At 43.6% G+C, this 16,442-nt stretch carries 11 protein-coding genes and 1 pseudogene; 9 read left to right on the top strand and 3 right to left on the bottom strand.

Annotation, left to right across the window (positions count from 1 at the left end; all coding sequences use genetic code 11):
* Positions 1–210: 210 nt before the first annotated feature.
* Positions 211–1,500, bottom strand: a complete 1,290-nt coding sequence (locus tag AAC006_RS06525) for a tyrosine-type recombinase/integrase (protein WP_014978046.1) — start codon at positions 1,498–1,500, stop codon at positions 211–213.
* A gap of 619 nt (positions 1,501–2,119) precedes the next feature.
* On the opposite strand from AAC006_RS06525, the gene AAC006_RS06520 reads away from it, so the two are divergent.
* The 5 genes from AAC006_RS06520 (at position 2,120) to AAC006_RS06500 (ending at position 10,797) form a co-directional block, all read left to right on the top strand.
* On the top strand, positions 2,120–4,801 hold the full coding sequence (locus AAC006_RS06520; protein WP_339890938.1) for a TonB-dependent receptor: 2,682 nt from the start codon (positions 2,120–2,122) through the stop codon (positions 4,799–4,801).
* Between the two features lie 73 nt (positions 4,802–4,874).
* Entirely contained in the window at positions 4,875–6,371 is a 1,497-nt protein-coding gene (locus tag AAC006_RS06515) for a phosphoesterase (RefSeq protein WP_339890937.1), read from the top strand.
* Entirely contained in the window at positions 6,361–6,888 is a 528-nt protein-coding gene (locus AAC006_RS06510; RefSeq protein WP_339890936.1) for a sigma-70 family RNA polymerase sigma factor, read from the top strand. The genes AAC006_RS06515 and AAC006_RS06510 overlap by 11 nt, the downstream gene beginning before the upstream one ends.
* Positions 6,889–6,891: 3 nt before the next feature.
* Entirely contained in the window at positions 6,892–7,833 is a 942-nt protein-coding gene (locus AAC006_RS06505; protein WP_339890935.1) for a FecR domain-containing protein, read from the top strand.
* Positions 7,834–7,839: 6 nt separating this feature from the next.
* Entirely contained in the window at positions 7,840–10,797 is a 2,958-nt protein-coding gene (locus AAC006_RS06500) for a TonB-dependent receptor (RefSeq protein WP_288389478.1), read from the top strand.
* 334 nt (positions 10,798–11,131) lie between these two features.
* On the opposite strand, the gene AAC006_RS06495 is transcribed toward AAC006_RS06500, so the two are convergent.
* Positions 11,132–11,941 carry a hypothetical protein gene (locus tag AAC006_RS06495; protein ID WP_288389479.1) on the bottom strand — a complete coding sequence of 270 codons (810 nt, stop codon included), beginning with the start codon at positions 11,939–11,941 and terminating at the stop codon, positions 11,132–11,134.
* Between the two features lie 364 nt (positions 11,942–12,305).
* Between AAC006_RS06495 and AAC006_RS06490 the strand changes: the two genes are divergently transcribed.
* Positions 12,306–12,479 carry a DUF2986 domain-containing protein gene (locus tag AAC006_RS06490; protein ID WP_339890934.1) on the top strand — a complete coding sequence of 58 codons (174 nt, stop codon included), beginning with the start codon at positions 12,306–12,308 and terminating at the stop codon, positions 12,477–12,479.
* Positions 12,480–12,610: 131 nt separating this feature from the next.
* Positions 12,611–12,985 (top strand): annotated as a pseudogene (locus tag AAC006_RS06485) (TonB-dependent receptor); the annotation flags it as partial.
* Positions 12,986–13,054: 69 nt separating this feature from the next.
* Here the strand turns inward: AAC006_RS06485 and AAC006_RS06480 are convergent.
* Complete coding sequence (locus tag AAC006_RS06480; RefSeq protein WP_288389481.1) at positions 13,055–13,468, bottom strand: VOC family protein; 414 nt, start codon at positions 13,466–13,468, stop codon at positions 13,055–13,057.
* Between the two features lie 120 nt (positions 13,469–13,588).
* Between AAC006_RS06480 and AAC006_RS06475 the strand changes: the two genes are divergently transcribed.
* A complete protein-coding gene (locus tag AAC006_RS06475) occupies positions 13,589–14,281 on the top strand; it encodes a YafY family protein (protein WP_288389482.1) in 693 nt (230 codons plus the stop codon).
* A gap of 105 nt (positions 14,282–14,386) precedes the next feature.
* Positions 14,387–16,441, top strand: coding sequence for a TonB-dependent receptor (locus AAC006_RS06470; protein ID WP_339890933.1), 2,055 nt, complete (start codon positions 14,387–14,389; stop codon positions 16,439–16,441).
* Position 16,442 lies beyond the last annotated feature (1 nt).

Here is a 16,442-nt window from a genome sequence, read left to right as displayed (position 1 = left end):
TTTGCGGGTTTTGAGGTTCTTCCTGCAGACTTTCGAAGATTATGAATCAATACTAGTAATTGAATTTTTTACTGAGTTATGATTTTCGTTTGGTTTTAGAGCGCATTGATTAAATTTACATATCTTCAATAACTATTCTTTATTTTTAAAAGCAACCGAAGAAGCCACCGTTAAACGACAAAAAAGTAACCTTATCTCCTATATGGTGGACTAAATACACCCACGCCTTTTATACTCTTCTACCCATTCCTTGAAGCGTTTTTCATCGCGCTCTGCGGTCTTTGCGCGTCTATGTAAGGTTTTCTTAGACAATGCTTTTGGTTCTTCTTTATCAAAAGTAACTCCAGATAATGCATCTGCAAACATCTCGGGTTTTACATGACTGTAATGCTGCTCGATCATTTCTGTACTGGTTCCACATTGACGCGTAATTACGTCTATGCTGGTTCCGTTGAGAAGCTGCCACGTAATGTAAGTGTGTCGGAGAGAGTACAGCGTTCGAGGTCCTCTGGGTGACTCTTTTAATCCGGAACTTTGAAGAGCTTTCTCAAATGCCTTACCTAATTGCCTTGTGGGCTCGCCACTTGCTAGCAAAAATAGCTTTTGATTGGGTGTGCGCAATGGAAAGCGTTCTCGTAGGTTCGTTAGGGCTCCTATCACATCACGTTTGCAAACTACTTTACGCGGTCCCGTATATTTTGTTGTTTTACCCTTAGAGACATTGATGAAAAATTGAGCTTTTGAACCTTGAGTTTTAATCTCGATATCTTTCCAAGTTAGGTGTTCCATCTCCGTGCCGGGCCTAATTCCGGTATTAACTGCTATTTCACAGTAATCGTATAGTAACTCACGAATTTGACGGGTCTTTTCACTATGAGCGTTTTGCTCACCTTCATATATTTCGTTGAGGATAACATCATACTCTTCTTCAGAAAAAGCCGCACGACGTGTGCCTGTTCCACCTTTCGAAGAAAGAACAGGTACTTGAGCGGCGATCATCCATTTTTGCTCAATAGCTTCTTTAAAAACGAGCTGAAGAGCAGCATTGTGAGTTAATAATGTAGAGGAGGCTGGAGACTTCTTCATTCGTCCCTTACGCCACTCATCAAACTTAGATATTTCTTCTTGGTCAATTGAGGTGATAAACGTACGCGAAAAGTAGGGGATGTGGTAGTTTTCTAACGCTCGAATATAGTCTTTATAGGTGCGTTTACCGCCCCCGTGTTCTAGTTGCTCTTCAAGCTTTTCGATGACGCGGTCAGCTACGTCTTTGAATCGCTTACTTTGGACTAGTGTGTTATTTTCGTGTCTAATTTGGTGGTCTAAGAAGATTCGATGTGCCATGGCGATAGCTTCGTCTTTATCTTTCTTCTTAGTTGATTTACAGAGCCATTTTTTGTGATTGGTTAGTATAAATCGCGCATACCAGCGCTCACTGTTATCTTGTTTAAAGATATACAGCTCGTCGTTTATGTCGTGTCTTTCAGTCTGTTTTGCCATAGCGCCAGTAAAACAGAAAAGAGCTCTCTTTGCAAAGAATTTGCAAAGAAATTAAAAGTTGCATATTTTCAATGCTTTAGAGTGGTGATTTGCATTGAAAATCCGCGTGTCCCTGGTTCGATCCCGGGTCGAGGCACCATTATTCAAGAAGCCCTGTACGAAAGTACGGGGCTTTTTTGATCTAGGTTGTTGTATCAAGTTAGCGGAACACGCTGGCGTGCCCCTGCGGTTGCAATCCTGGGTCGAGGTACCATTATTCAGGAAGCCCTTGCAGAAATGCGAAGGCTTTTTTGATCCAGGGCTTACGAAGTCAACGGCACACGCTAACGTACCCCTGCGGCTGCGCCGCGCGTTACAATCCCGGGTCGAGGCACCATTATTCAATCGTCTCCACTTTCGAGACAAAGCTGTCTCCTTATACATAACCAATCCCGCTATCGAAATTATTATTGCAATAACAATGCATACACATACTTTTGTGTAAAAGCCTTTCCTATTAGTTTCGTCACAAAAGTTTCATCAAAAAGTCTGTCTACTTTTTTCAGCTACTGACTCATTACATGTGTCAACCGTGCGCACCGGAACATCTCACTCTAAATTTGCACTACTAGGATCACACATGAAAAATCAATTTGCCAAAACCACACTCTCATTGGGTGTGTTGGCTGGATTAACGGGTGTTACGCCTGTAACAGCACAGCAGTCATCAGTTGCTGATGAAAACGTTGAAGTAATTGAAGTCACTTCTTTTCGTAGCTCACTAATTAGAGCGAAAGATTTGAAAAAAGATGCCATTATCTCCCGCGATACAATCTTGGCAGAAGATATCGCAGACTTTCCAGACCTTAATTTGGCCGACTCTCTGCAGCGAGTACCAGGGATTACCATTACCCGAGAAGGTGGCGAAGGCCGCCAAATTTCATTACGCGGCCTAGGTCCCGATTTTACACGTGTTCAAGTAAACGGTATGGAAGCAATGGGCACGTCTTCATCACCCATGGATGCCCGCGGCGGTGTAAGTCGCACTCGTGGTTTTGACTTTAATGTTTTCGCATCTGAGTTGTTCAATCGAATCGACATTAGCAAAACCTACTCAGCCGCTCAGGAAGAGGGCGGCATTGGCGGAACGGTCGGGCTATTTACCGCAAAACCATTCGATTATGACGGGTTCAAAAGTGCGTTGTCGGTACGAGGCGGCTACAACACGAATAGCGAAGAAACTAACCCTCGTATGGCTGGGCTTATTTCGAATGTTTGGAACAAATTTGGCGCATTGGTTTCCGTAGCTTACAGTGAACGTGAAACTGCCGAGTATGGAACCAATACTACACGCTGGCGCCGAGAAGGTGGAAAAACTGCTGCGGATCCAGCAAATACCGACCTGCAAGCTGAGTTAGATTCAGGTGAACTTTGGTTTCCTCGTGGTCATCGCTTTTCTCGCTGGAACAATACTCAAGATCGCTTAGGTGTCACTGCCGCTTTCCAATACAAACTGTCTGATTCTTTTTCACTAACGCTAGACATCATGCATGCAGAGTTAGAAAACAATACCGATGAACATCACTCTGCAGTGAAAGACAACAAGGTTGTATCTGATCTTACATGGGAAGAAAACGACGGGCAAAAAGAAGTCGTTTACGCCTTGTATGAGAATGCAACGTGGCGTAACGAGAACTCTCGTCGTTACAATGAGTCGGAATTTAACCAATATACGCTTAGTATGGACTGGACAATAAACCCTGAGTTCTATGCCAGTGCCGTTATTGGAACAAGTTCATCTGACTTTGATCAGCCTGAAGTTATAAAATCGAATATTCATGCCAAAGGCATCGTGGATATCGCTACAGACTTCAGGCAAGATCGCTTCTACGGTATTAGCACTTCGTCTGACTTCGATACTACGCAACTCGATGGCTACGAGATGAAAGATATCTACCTGCAGGAAAACTACATTACTAATGATTTTGACACAGCAAAAGTCGATTTCACCTACCTCGTGGGCGATACAGGAGAGCTCCAATTTGGAGTGAACTATAAAAAATTCGAGAATTCTGCTTACCAATTAACCCAAAGCAATGCGCAAAATATTGCACCTGAAAATACCGGCGTCACCACACTAAATGATGCTCTGGTTGAAGAGTATAGTGAACATCCCAACACCAGCTGGCTTCAAGGTGATTTAGACGCATTGCTAAATTTTTATGGGCTTAGTGGCTATAACATTGATGACAGTGAGCTTACACGAAATGACAAATCGCCAGTAACAGAAGAAACGTTGGCGATGTACGTGCAATACGGCTGGGAGTACGAGTTTGCAGGTAAGCCGCTGCTAGTAAGTGCTGGGTTACGATATTTTGAAACAGATATTACGGCGGCCGGTAAATCATCGGGTGCCGCCATAGAGACCACCCGTTCGTACTCAGATGTTTTGCCTACTATCAACCTCGTCTATGAGTTGCAAGAAAACGTGTTATGGCGTGCATCGGTGAGCAAAAATATAACCCGTCCGTCCTTGGGGGCGCTAAGCTATAACGCGTCAGTCTCGCAAACATCGGGGGATGCGATTACCAGCGTGACGATGGGAAATCCAATGTTGGAACCCTTTGAATCGAACAATTTGGATACCGCGTTTGAGTGGTATTTCGATGACGTTGGTTATGCCGCAGCTGCCATTTTCTATAAAGAGATTGATAATTTCATTGTCGATACTACCAGTGAAGTAGTGTATTCATCATTGGGCTTACCGGCAGAATTGCTACCTGTAGATAAAACCGTCGACAGTATTTTTTATTTACAGCGTCCAGAGAATATGGACGCATCGAAAATTAAAGGGGTGGAGTTAACTTTCTCTCGCGATTTAGATTTCCTTCCTGCACCATTTAATCATTTAGGGGTTATTGCAAACTATACCTATGCAGATGGTGATGCTCTGTATCGCAATATCTATGGCGAAGAAGGTAATGACCAAGAAAAAGCGTTCACGGGATTATCGAAAAATAGTTATAACTTTACGCTGTACTACGAGCAGGAAGGCTGGGGCGCTAGAGTGTCAGCGGCATACCGAAGTGCATACCTTACTGGCGCGTCTTCCAGTGGCGATCAGGATGAATCAGGTTATCACGGTACAACATTCATCGATTTCTCTTCATTCTACCAACTAACCGACACTATTAAACTGAGCTTTGAAGGCATTAACCTCACCGATGAGCGTCAGGAGTTATATAGCGATTCTCACGATCGTGCATACAATACCACGACCAGTGGGCGTACTTATATGCTTGGTGCAACCATGCAATTTTAAAATGAGTAGCATACCAGGCTTGCCTGGTATGCTTTTTCCATTGGACATTTAAACAGTAATGAAAAAAGTTTTAATGATAACGTTTACGAGCGGATTACTTGTCTTGTCAGCGTGTGTATCGGTAAACCAGCAACACAATGAAAGCCGTGCTTTTGTGCCTGAAGATGGTAAAACCTGGCTAGCCGGTGACCACCATATTCACGGTAAATATAGCGCACGATGGAACTGGAAGACTCAACCCCCTTCGCCGCTCTTATTTGGTGACGCCCATTATTTCACTGCATTGAACGCCAAAATGGCAGCATTTCATCAATTAGATTGGATGGTAACAACCGACCATGGTGGTCCAAATCACAGTGCAGTAAACCGAAATTCAGCGTACCCGGAACTGGTTGCCTCCAGAGCCGCCATTCCAGAAATTATGCAGTTTTATGGTATGGAGTTCGACACCCCAGGCGCGCGACACAGTACGCTGATTATTCCAAAAAGTGAGAAAGAAGCCGACCAACTTTTTGATTTGGAAAGTCAGTACAACCGCAGAGAAATTTACCCTGACGAATCTCCCAGAGACACGCAGGCTTCTATGCTTACCGCGTTAGAAGCTATGCAGAAGATGTCACCACAACCGCTATTGTCAGTGAATCACCCCGCGCGAAAGGCTACTGACTTGAATGTGTACCAAAAGGTTACACCGCAAAAAATGCGGGAGTGGCAGGATATTGCGCCAGACGTGGTCACCGGTATGACCGCGATTCCCGGGCATCAAGCTGCATCAATAAACCCAGACGGCACGAATAATCCGAGAGCGCCTCGCGCAGAGTATTTTGGCTATCCAACCCATGGCGGCACTGACCAAATGTCGGCCATTGTTGGAGGAGTTTGGGATAAATTACTGGCTGAGGGCAGAAAATGGACGGTCACCGCTGTTTCTGATAGCCATGCACATTATACCGAAGGACGTACAGATTTTTGGCCAGGAGAATACGCCAAAACGTATGTACGAGCGGCACGAGCCTACGACAGCGTACTAGATGGTCTGCGCGAAGGAAATGTATTTATTGTTACTGGCGATTTGATTGACGAGCTGTACGTGAGTGTTGAACACGGAGCCAAGCGCGTTAACATCGGTGGTACGTTAGCTTTAGACGTCAATAATAAGGCACCTATAACCGTTACTGTCGCGTTTCACGACCCGCAAGGTACTAACTTCAATCGTCAATATCCGGCGGTTGAGCGATTAGATATAATCTATGGAGATGTAATTGGTAAATATCCCCAAACAGAAAAAGCGCCTGTGAAGGTGATCCATCGTTTTTTTCAGCAAGATTGGGAAAGACAGGGAGCGTATAATGTTGTGCAATTTTCTTTGCCCGCACCTGACAGAGATGCATACATACGAGTACGCGGGACCAACTTAAAAGAAGAATTGGAGCCAGAGGTTGATCCCAAAGGCGAAAATCCGTGGGATGATCTCTGGTTTTACAGCAATCCCGTATATCTACACCACCCCAATCATCACACTTCTCGTTACTGCAATGAATTTGTCACAGGCGAGTGCGATGATAAGTGACCATCATATTAATACAGCAGTATCGTCGTTAGACATGCCAGAAGAAACCCCCAGCTCTTCACTTCAAACGCTGATAAATTCAAAAGTCCTCAAGCAATACTTGCATAGGCATTCCGTTAACAGTGAAGAGGCGGCAGATCTTTATCAAGAGGCAATCGTTCGCGTTTTAGAGCAATCTAAAGCAACCGTTATTGATAACCCTCTCGCATACGCGTTTCGCGTAGCGAGAAATCTGCTTTCGAAACGCCAGCTTCTAGACACTGACAATGTTGATGAACAACGTTGCTACCGACAAAATCCAGAGCTGCACCTTGAAACACAACAACGAATCGAGCTCATTGCGCAAGTGATTAATGCGATGCCAGTCCAACGCCGGCGTGTTTTTGAAATGCGTCGTATTGAAGGCCAAAGCCGTCAAGCCATAGCGTCTAGCTTGAATATTTCGGCAGAAGCAGTAACAAAGCATATTTCGCGTGCAATGGCAGATATTCAACTGCATCTGGATAAAAGCAGGTAGATAATGACAAGCCAACAAGAAAAGACATACTTAGAGGCAGGTGAGTGGATTGACCGGCTCGCAGACGGAGATTTAGATGCGTTAAATAAACGCCGTTTTATTCGTTGGTTAGATGAAAGTGAGCGACATCAAGAAGTGTTAGAAAGGATGATAGCAACTTGGGAAGACCCAGCAGTTCATGCTGCTTATTTAAACGCCCAAAAGTCGTCGAAAATCGCAAACCGAAGGCGTTCACTTGTGACATGGGGAAGTGCCATTGCTGCGTCATTACTTGTGATTGCGCTAGTATTTTCACGCTATCACGTCATAACCCCCTCAACCTCATCCCAATTAATTACTTCCGCGCACGAGGCACTAAGTGATGGTAGTGAGGTGCAACTACAACCCAAAAGTGAGCTAATCGTTCTATTTTCTGACGATACCCGCGCTTTGAACTTGAAAAAGGGGCAGGTGTATTTTGATGTGGCGAAAGACCGGGCTCGCCCGTTTGTAGTAAAGGCCGGGCTGTCTTCAGTGACGGCTGTTGGCACGGCGTTCAACATCGATAGGCAAGGGCAGCGTGTTGACGTGGTAGTACACGAGGGCATTGTAGAAGTTCGAGGTAAGGTCGATAGCGCGGCTGTATTGCTCAAGGCAGGCGAGAAAATAACAATTAATAGGGGAGTTGCAGAACCGGTGCAGCGTGTTAATTTGTCACAAGTGGTAGATTGGCGCACAGGCTGGATAGAAGTAGATGATGAATCTCTAACTTATTTGTTGGAACGATTGAACCGTTATTCAGATAAGCCTATTTTGATTATAGATAGCACTATTGGGAAACACCGGGTGGCTGGTCGCTTTAAACTAGAAGATACTACGCAAACGTTAGCGGTACTTAGTTCTCTCTATCAACTGGAGGTTGCTGATACTCGTTCAGGTTTCGAAATACGTCGACAAGTAAACTAAATTGGCATGATAAACCGAAGAAGCAAAAAGTCAGTGGTCATTGCGGGTCACGTTTTTTGGTTAATATCGGTCGGTTTATCGCCTGCTTGTTTTGCTGCTCAAGAAGGGTTAGCAGACAAAACGATCAATACTATTCCCTTATCACAGCTTGTCACTGAATTTAGTCGTGACGCCGGCGAAACCATTGCATTTGACCCCACCTTGCTTAAGGGGTTAACCATAACGCCTGCACAATGGCGCACGACTAACGCCAGTGATTTATCTTCACTACTGCAATCTTTTTCACTTTGTTTAGCGCCTGTTCAAAATGGCTGGGTTATTCATCGGTGCGACACACAACAAAACGAAAACACTAGCAAAACAACCCAAACAGAAAGCAATGCTATTACTCGTACTCACCCAACTGTTGAAATAGAAGTCACAGGATTTCGCCAATCTCTTATTCGTGCCAGAGAGATAAAGCGCCTTGCCATGGTCACTCAAGAATCGATTTTGTCAGAAGACATTACTGATTTCCCCGATTTGAATTTGGCTGATTCATTACAACGTATACCGGGCATTACTATCACCCGTGAAGGAGGCGAAGGGCGACAGATTTCACTTCGGGGACTAGGTCCTGACTTTACCCGCGTAAAGGTAAATGGTATGGAAGCGATGGCAATGACATCATCGGCGATGGACGCCAGAGGAAGTGTGAGTCGTACCCGAGCCTTCGATTTCACACTATTTGCATCAGAGATTTTTAATCGTATTGATGTAAGTAAATCGTATTCGGTGGAACAAGATGAAGGCGGTATTGGTGGCACAGTTATGTTGTATACGCCAAAACCCTTCGATTTTGTGGATGACATAAATACCTTTACCGTGAAACAAAGTTACAACGAAAACAGTAAACAGCTCGACCCAAGTATTATTGGGTTGGTCAGCCGACGAAATGATAAACTCGGAGGTCTTGTTTCCGCTGTATACAGTCAGCGACACACTACTGAGTTTGGTACTAATACTACGCGGTGGCGACAGGAGAAAAAGCGTTACAGCGGAGAAGAAGATAGTGTGTTGCAGCACGAATTAGCACAAGGCGTATTCTGGTTTCCCAGAGGCCATCGATATTCTCTTTGGAATAATAATCAACGTCGATTAGGGGTAACAGCCTCACTGCAATACGCGCCAAACGATAAGTGGCAAGTTGCATTTAGCAGCATTGCCAGCCGTTTACATAATAGTCTTGATGAGCATCATATTGCAGTGAAAGACAATGACAATGTTACGCTACTAGCATGGGAACAAAATAAAAATGACAAAGAAATATTGTTTGCGAAATATACCGATGCAACATGGCGTATCGAAACTCGGGAAGATGAAAATACGTCAACGTTTTATCAATTGAGTATGGAAAGTCAGTGGCAGCCCACTTCTGCACTAAGCCTTAACGTTAGCCTTGGCAGCAGTGCCAGTGATTACTCGCAGCCTAAAGTAAATAAAGTCAACATTCGTAAAACTGGGGTGGATATTGTTACGGACTTTCGTGAAGACCGTTTTTACGGCGAGAGCTATTCTACTAATATGGATACGGCATCTCTAACCGGACTAACCGTGAAAGATCTTTACTTTCAGGAAAATGAAATACGTACTTCGTACAACAATGTGAAGGCATCACTTCGCTATTTATTTAGTAACGGTGATGCCGTGTCGGCGGGTGCACATTATAAATCCTTTGAAAACACAGGGATGGATCGCGCTAGAAGTGTGTACCCAGCTCTTGATGATAATACTCTGTCTAAAGCGCACTTATCTCTGTTCAGTCAGCACCCAGATAAAACATGGATGCAGGGCAACCTTAATGCTATTCAAACGCATTTTGACTTGGGTAACGTACAACTTACCGCCGAAGATACAGTAGATAGTTCCAACTTTAAGGTTAAAGAAAACACTCTCGCGCTCTACGCGATGTACGATAGCGTAGGACATTGGCTGGGTAAGCCTCTTTATACGCAAGGGGGAATTCGGTATTTCAATACGCAGTTTACGTCTTCAGGTATTCAAAAGGGATTGCCGTCAGCCGTCACCAAAACTTATGACGATGTGCTTTTTAGCGTTAATACAGTACTTGAACTCAACGACAATTGGTTATGGCGTGCCAGCGTAGATGAGAATATCACGCGCCCGTCTATTCAAGATTTGGCTATTACCGCCGAGGTGTCGCAAGCATCCCGGAATGAGGGCGACATTGGGCAAGTATTTTTAGGAAATCCTTATTTAAAGCCCCTAAAGTCATTGAATGTAGAAACCGGTGTTGAGTGGTATTTCGAAGACGGCGGTATTATGGCTCTCTCTAGCTTCTTCAAGCAGATAAATAATTTCGTAGTGGAAGATGTTGAAGCTATACCGTATCGCGAACTGGGACTCCCCGCTAGCTTGCTACAAGATGGGGATAGTGTCGATGATGTTTTTTATGTCAGTACACCCGAGAATACCGATACAACCACATTTAAAGGTTTTGAAATTACTTATTCCCGTGATTTAGCATTTCTTCCTTCCCCTTTTGATCTTCTTGGGGTTAATACCAACTTTACTTACGCCGAGGGACAAACCCTTTACCGAGATGTACAAGGAACGGGAGAAAATCAGGTTAAAACGTTCGCGGGGCTGTCTAGACGTAGTTATAATTTTACGGTGTATTACGAGCAATCGCATTGGTCGGCCCGCGTGTCAGCTGTCTATCGCAGTCCTTATATATTATCAGTCCAGCCGGGAAACACAGACCAAGACGAATCAGGCTATCATGCAACAACTTACATTGATGCATCGGCGAGCATGCAACTTAGTCAATCATTAAGAGTGACGATAGAAGGTCTAAATTTAACTGATGTTAGAGAGGAGCTATACAGCGATTCAAACGACCGAGCTTATAATACTACATTGAGTGGGCGTACTTTTTTAATAGGGTTTTCATTAGAGATTTAACCACGAAATAAAGTAAGTAAAGATACATAAATATTAATTAAAGTGCAGAGTTCTGCATTTGGAAGCCGGTACACGTTGCAGTGGTTCAAAACGCCCAGCATCAAAGTTGCGAATAGATTTTTGGTTTACTTTGCCATGCTGATCGTAGGTCATGAAACGCTAGCTTATGCAAAGAATTTGCAAAGAAAATAAAAAACTAATTAAAACAATTAATTAAACTCTTGGATTGCATTGAAAATCCGCGTGTCCCTGCGGTTGCACCGCGCGTTACAATCCCGGGTCGAGGCACCATTATTCAACAAAGCCCTGCATGAAAATGCGGGGCTTTTTTGATCTAAGTTGTTGTATCAAGTTCTGATTTAGCATCAAGCACTAACTGATTAACCTCTTTAATTCTATCACTGGGTGACATAGAAGTAGTCGTGTTCTGGTCTGGTGATGAGCCCAATGACGAAGTCGATTTTAAAGCACTAGCACTTTGCTGAAATTTATTGCTGCCAGTCTGGCGAATGGAAGAAAAGAAGCTGTCGTATACCTTATCAAGCTGCCTATTGTAATCAGTCCAACCTTCCATCCCTACACGGAATTCTAGATTTGATTGCGCATACTCGTACAACGCATTTATATTTTTACTATTCCACTGCTGTTCAGGTGGCAAAGCCGCATCGGGATCAACACCGTTTATCCCAAACCCGTATACCATAGAAAACATAGTCAGTTCTAAACGTGCTTTCTCTCCCCAATCCATTCCTTCTGTTGCTTTTTCCCATGCGGCTTTTACATGAGCGGGGGCATTTACGGGGGGGAAGTGAATAGTTCTACCTATACCAATTTCAACAATGCCATCATTGTTTAAGTCGACTAAGTCAGAGCCATCTGGCTGGCTTAATAGATTTTGGGCACCTTCTTGACTAAGAGAGTCCACATCAATATTTGCTGCAAGGCTATTGGCTTTTTTGACTAATTGCAGTTCGTCGGATGACAGTGATTTCAAAAATTCTTTCGACGTAGTCGTTTGCTCATTCGCTTGGCGAAGAATGTCGCCGAAGCCGGATATTTCGTCTTCGGTTAAGGAGCGAACCTGAAGTTGGTTTAATGAGGATTGACTGAATCCTGTATTGGATTGGGTAATACTATCAAGCATAAGTCTCTCCGTTCTAAATGAGTACTTCCAAGAAAGCTACAATGGGGAACCTGCCTTGCGAGGCTAAGTAACGAGTTATCAAACTATAAAGCGGCAACAAACCACCTATTTTCCCTAAGGGGCGGAATAATCTCACCTATTTTTCAACTGGCGATAGCCTACTTTCAGTAATTGGTAGCAACAGTCTGATAAGTGTTCAATAAGTGTGCCGCAACTTAATTTAAAGTTAGGGAAAACTGTTGTTACTAAAATTCAATAGTGACTGCTAATCAAAAATTGTAATCGTTAATACGCTTATGGCAGGTTGAGCCATGAACGCTGTATAATATGAGGAATCAGTGAGGCTGTTTGTGAAGGATTGGGAATGAACCGTCGTAAAAAAATCATCAAGAAACTTCAGAAAAAAGATAAAAAGGCGAACGCTAAAATTCATAAGAGTAATAAGCCGGCTTATGTTTCTAAAGCCGAGCGAGAAAAGCTAGCTGAGCAAGCGAATAGCGAAGATCAAAATACTCAGCCTGAAGACGAACAAATGTAACCTTCCAAACTCCCTCTCAATTCAAAATGTAACAATTGTTGAAACACAACCTTTTCAGTGTGAAGCAAACGAGCGCCTTTTGTATTTTGAATAATTAAATATTTAAACGGTTCTTTCCTTGAAAAAAACAAGTGTTCATTAGTGCGGTTTACACACTATCCAGCACGTTTTCCTATGCCCAAGCGCAAGTGGCTGACGATACTACTTCTGCCGAAACAGCCTCTGTTGAAGAAATATCGGTAATAGGTGCTGCAACAACCATAAGCATTGCTGCTGAAGACATTGGGCAATACCAAGTTAATGATCTCGCAGATATATTTCGCTACTCGCCTTCAATTAGTGTTGGTGGTTCAGTTCGCTTCAAAACCAAAGATGCTAATGACCTTTTAGCTAAAGATGGACGTTTTGGTGGTCGAGTAGAAGCGAGCTACTTTTCTAATGACGGTCCACGTTATAGCGGTAGCCTTTACGGCAAGCTAAGTGATACTTTGGGCATTCTTAATTTCCTTGAATCAAAATAGCGCAGCAGAAACTGCGCTATAGTGACCAAGCTTCTTCAACATATAAAATACTATTTATAGAATACGCTTACCTGCTACAGATTCTTCTACCATGCAAAACGCGTTCAGCTTATTACCATCTAGGTCTCGGAAATAACCTGCATAGAAGCCTGAATCTGCCTCTTGAGGGCGAAAACCGGGTGCGCCTTCGTCTGTACCTCCTAATTCAATGGCTTTGTTATAGAAGGCCTTAACCTGTTCTGGGGTTTCTAATGCGATGGCAACCATAGTGCCATTTCCCACCGTGGCCGGTTCTTTGTTAAAGGGTAGTGAGACTGCAAGCGAAGTGTCGTTTTGTGAACGTGACCACGCAATAAAGTAATTGGGTTCTTCCATAAACCGTGTAGCGCCTATTGTGGCTAGTAAGGCGTCGTAGTACGCACCTGATTTTATTAAGTCGGCTGTTCCAATTGTTACGTATCCAATCATGTCTTTCTCCTAAGTGATTAAGTGTCGCAACTACATAGTAGCCATTGACTACTGACAGTTAATGTCAGTAGTGTTTATCTAAAATAACGCCACTCACTGATTAGGTTTACATAGCGTCTTATGCGTAAAGCCGACAGATTAAACGACATCGTTCATCATTTAAGAAGAATGCATCAGGCTGTAACTGCACAAACCTTAGCAGACACGTTTGAAGTCAGTCTTCGTACTGTTTACAGAGATATTCAAGACTTGATTGACTCAGGTATTCCTATTTTTGGTGAGGCCGGAGTGGGGTATGTAATTGATAAAAAGTACCACCTTCCCCCCATTATGTTTGACGCTGACGAACTAGAAGCAATTGCTTTGGGGATAGGCATGGTGAGTAACTGGACAGATGAAAAGTTTGCTCAAAAAGCACAAAGCGCGTATCGAAAAATACAGGCTACACTACCCGCGGCTTTAATTAATGAACTTCATCAAATTAGTACTTTTTCAGCGCCAAGCCGTTACAAGATACCTTGGCAGGTGAATTTTACTGACGTCAGGGAGTGCATAAGGCGTAAGCAATTTGTGCAATTTCACTATCTGGACCTTAATGACAAAAAGACTGTTCGCGTAATACGCCCTTTAGCACTTATTTCATTTAGCCCAATTTGGCTGTTGGCTGGTTGGTGTGAGCTTCGCGGCGCATTTAGGAGTTTTCGGCTCGACCGAATATCTGAATTTTCTGTACTCGATCGCAGGTATAAAAACGAGAAAGATAAAAGCTTAGCGGCTTACCTAAAAAAGGTACAAAAAGATAAGAATCTCTAGTGCATGTGGCTGAATGTAACAATTGTAAAAACACTACCTTTTCAATGCAAAGTAAATGAGAATGTTTCTTATTAAGAATAACTAAACATTTAATTGGAGCTTTCTTTGAAAAAACGAGTGTTCATTGGTGCGGTTTGCACACTATCTAGCGCGTTTTCCTATGCCCAAGTACAAGCAGTTGATGAAACTAAGCCTGTCGAAACGGCCGCTGTTGAAAAAATATCGGTAGTAGGCGCTGCAACAAACCTAAGTATTACTGCTGAAGAAATCGAGCAATACCAAGCTAATGATCTCGCTGATATATTTCGCTACTCGCCTTCAATTAGTGTTGGTGGTTCAGTTGGCGTGGCACAAAAAATATATATTCGCGGCCTAGAAGATGCTTATTTAAATGTCACCGTAGATGGTGCACAGCAAACCTCCACACTTTTCCATCACATTGGCCGTGTCACTATCGACCCAGATTTGTTACAACAAATTGATGTGCAGGCTGGCGCTGGTGAAGCAACCAGTGGTCCAGGCGCTATTGGTGGTTCAATTCGCTTTAAAACCAAAGATGCGGATGACCTGTTAGCTGAAGGCGAGCAATTTGGTGGCCGTGTTAAAGCAAGCTACTTTTCGAACGATGGTACCCGCTATAGTGGCAGCCTTTACGGCAAGCTAAGCGATACATGGGGCGTGCTAGGTTATTACAGCACTGTCGATCGCAACAATATGGAAGATGGCGACGGTAACGAAATTTACGGTACAGCGGCCGATCAGGACATGTTGTTCCTTAAAGCCAGTGGCGATATTGCTGAAAATCACTATTTGTCGCTAAGTGTTGAGCAACGTGACGAAGAAGGTGAGTTTTCAGCACGCCCGAACTGGGTAGTATTAGAAGGTGCAGCGCTTTACCCAAGTGAAGCCGAGCGTGATACCTATGTAGCAAACTATCGTTTCGCACATAGCGATATGGTTTACCTAGAAGCCACCGCTTATCAAACCGATTCTTCATTCCAAGGTGGCCGTTTTAATTGGTTAGCCGAGATAGACACTTACGGTTTTGATATTCGCAATACCAGCGAAACGGCAAACCACAAATTTGTTTACGGGGTAGATTACCGTAGTGATGAAGTGGAAAGTGGACCAGCTGCAGGAGCGGTAGAGAACGCGGAAGAAAGCAGCGTTATGGGCATCTACGCTCAAGGTTATAGCAACATTACCCCTGAACTATTGCTTAGCTATGGTGTGCGCTACGACGACTATGATTTCCAGCAACGCATTTTGCTTGAAGAGTATTACGGTACACCGGTTACCGACAGCGAAGCTTCACTAGATGACTCTGAACTAAGCTTTAATATTGGTGTTGCATATCAGCTTACCGAAGCATGGACCTTAGGTTTGGGTTATGCCGAAGCGGCAAGGGGAAAAGAAATTGGCGATGGTTTTACTATCGACGGTTATCTTTACGATGGCTCAGACATTCCTGTAGTGGCTGATGATCTTGTACCCGAAACAGTACAAAACATTGAAGTGTCTATTGAATACAGTGCGAATAACTTAAATGCGAAATTAAGCGTTTTTAACTCAACCCTAGATGATGTGATTTTTGAAGGCTTTGAAGGAAACTCTGTTTTTAATAATATCGGTAGCGTAGAAAGCAGCGGTATTGAATTCGACCTTGCTTATCGCGTCGATTCATTCGACTTCTTCTTTGGCTTCTCGACCGCCGATACTGAATTAGACCCAAGAGACGGCCTATACAGCGTTGACTATTCATCTATTGATTTAAACGGTTATGAATTTGTGGGCTTAGGTAATAGCCGCGGCGATACCATAGTGGTTGGCGTAGATTACGCCGTTAACGCCGATATAAGTGTGGGGACTAGTATTAGACAGGTTAGGTCTATTGATATTGATACCTTGCACCAAGCGGTTGATTTGGGTTGGACAGACAGCTTGTATAGCTTAAACAAACCAAGCTACACCCTTGTTGACTTGTATGGTGAGTGGCAGGCCACAAGCAATATTCTTGTTAACCTAGCGGTATCTAACTTGTTTGATGAGTACTACATCGACCATTCAAGCGTGGGTGACTATAGCGAAGTATTTGGCACTGTTATTGGCCCCCATGAAGCAGGTAGAGATATCAGGCTATCAGTAACCTACGACTTTTAGC

Source organism: uncultured Alteromonas sp., assembly GCF_963976965.1.
Lineage (GTDB): Bacteria > Pseudomonadota > Gammaproteobacteria > Enterobacterales > Alteromonadaceae > Alteromonas > Alteromonas naphthalenivorans.
The sequence above is the reverse complement of the archived record's forward strand: the minus strand, read 5'-3'. Positions and strand labels throughout refer to the sequence as shown.

Excerpts from the sequence above, each read along its gene's own strand:
- AAC006_RS06510 (WP_339890936.1), top strand. The coding sequence starts at position 6,361 with ATGATAAGTGACCATCATATTAATACAGCAGTATCGTCGTTAGACATG.
- AAC006_RS06515 (WP_339890937.1), top strand. The coding sequence starts at position 4,875 with ATGATAACGTTTACGAGCGGATTACTTGTCTTGTCAGCGTGTGTATCG.
- AAC006_RS06525 (WP_014978046.1), bottom strand. The coding sequence starts at position 1,500 with ATGGCAAAACAGACTGAAAGACACGACATAAACGACGAGCTGTATATC.
- AAC006_RS06475 (WP_288389482.1), top strand. The coding sequence starts at position 13,589 with ATGCGTAAAGCCGACAGATTAAACGACATCGTTCATCATTTAAGAAGA.
- AAC006_RS06495 (WP_288389479.1), bottom strand. The coding sequence starts at position 11,941 with ATGCTTGATAGTATTACCCAATCCAATACAGGATTCAGTCAATCCTCA.
- AAC006_RS06505 (WP_339890935.1), top strand. The coding sequence starts at position 6,892 with ATGACAAGCCAACAAGAAAAGACATACTTAGAGGCAGGTGAGTGGATT.
- AAC006_RS06480 (WP_288389481.1), bottom strand. The coding sequence starts at position 13,468 with ATGATTGGATACGTAACAATTGGAACAGCCGACTTAATAAAATCAGGT.
- AAC006_RS06500 (WP_288389478.1), top strand. The coding sequence starts at position 7,840 with ATGATAAACCGAAGAAGCAAAAAGTCAGTGGTCATTGCGGGTCACGTT.
- AAC006_RS06520 (WP_339890938.1), top strand. The coding sequence starts at position 2,120 with ATGAAAAATCAATTTGCCAAAACCACACTCTCATTGGGTGTGTTGGCT.
- AAC006_RS06490 (WP_339890934.1), top strand. The coding sequence starts at position 12,306 with ATGAACCGTCGTAAAAAAATCATCAAGAAACTTCAGAAAAAAGATAAA.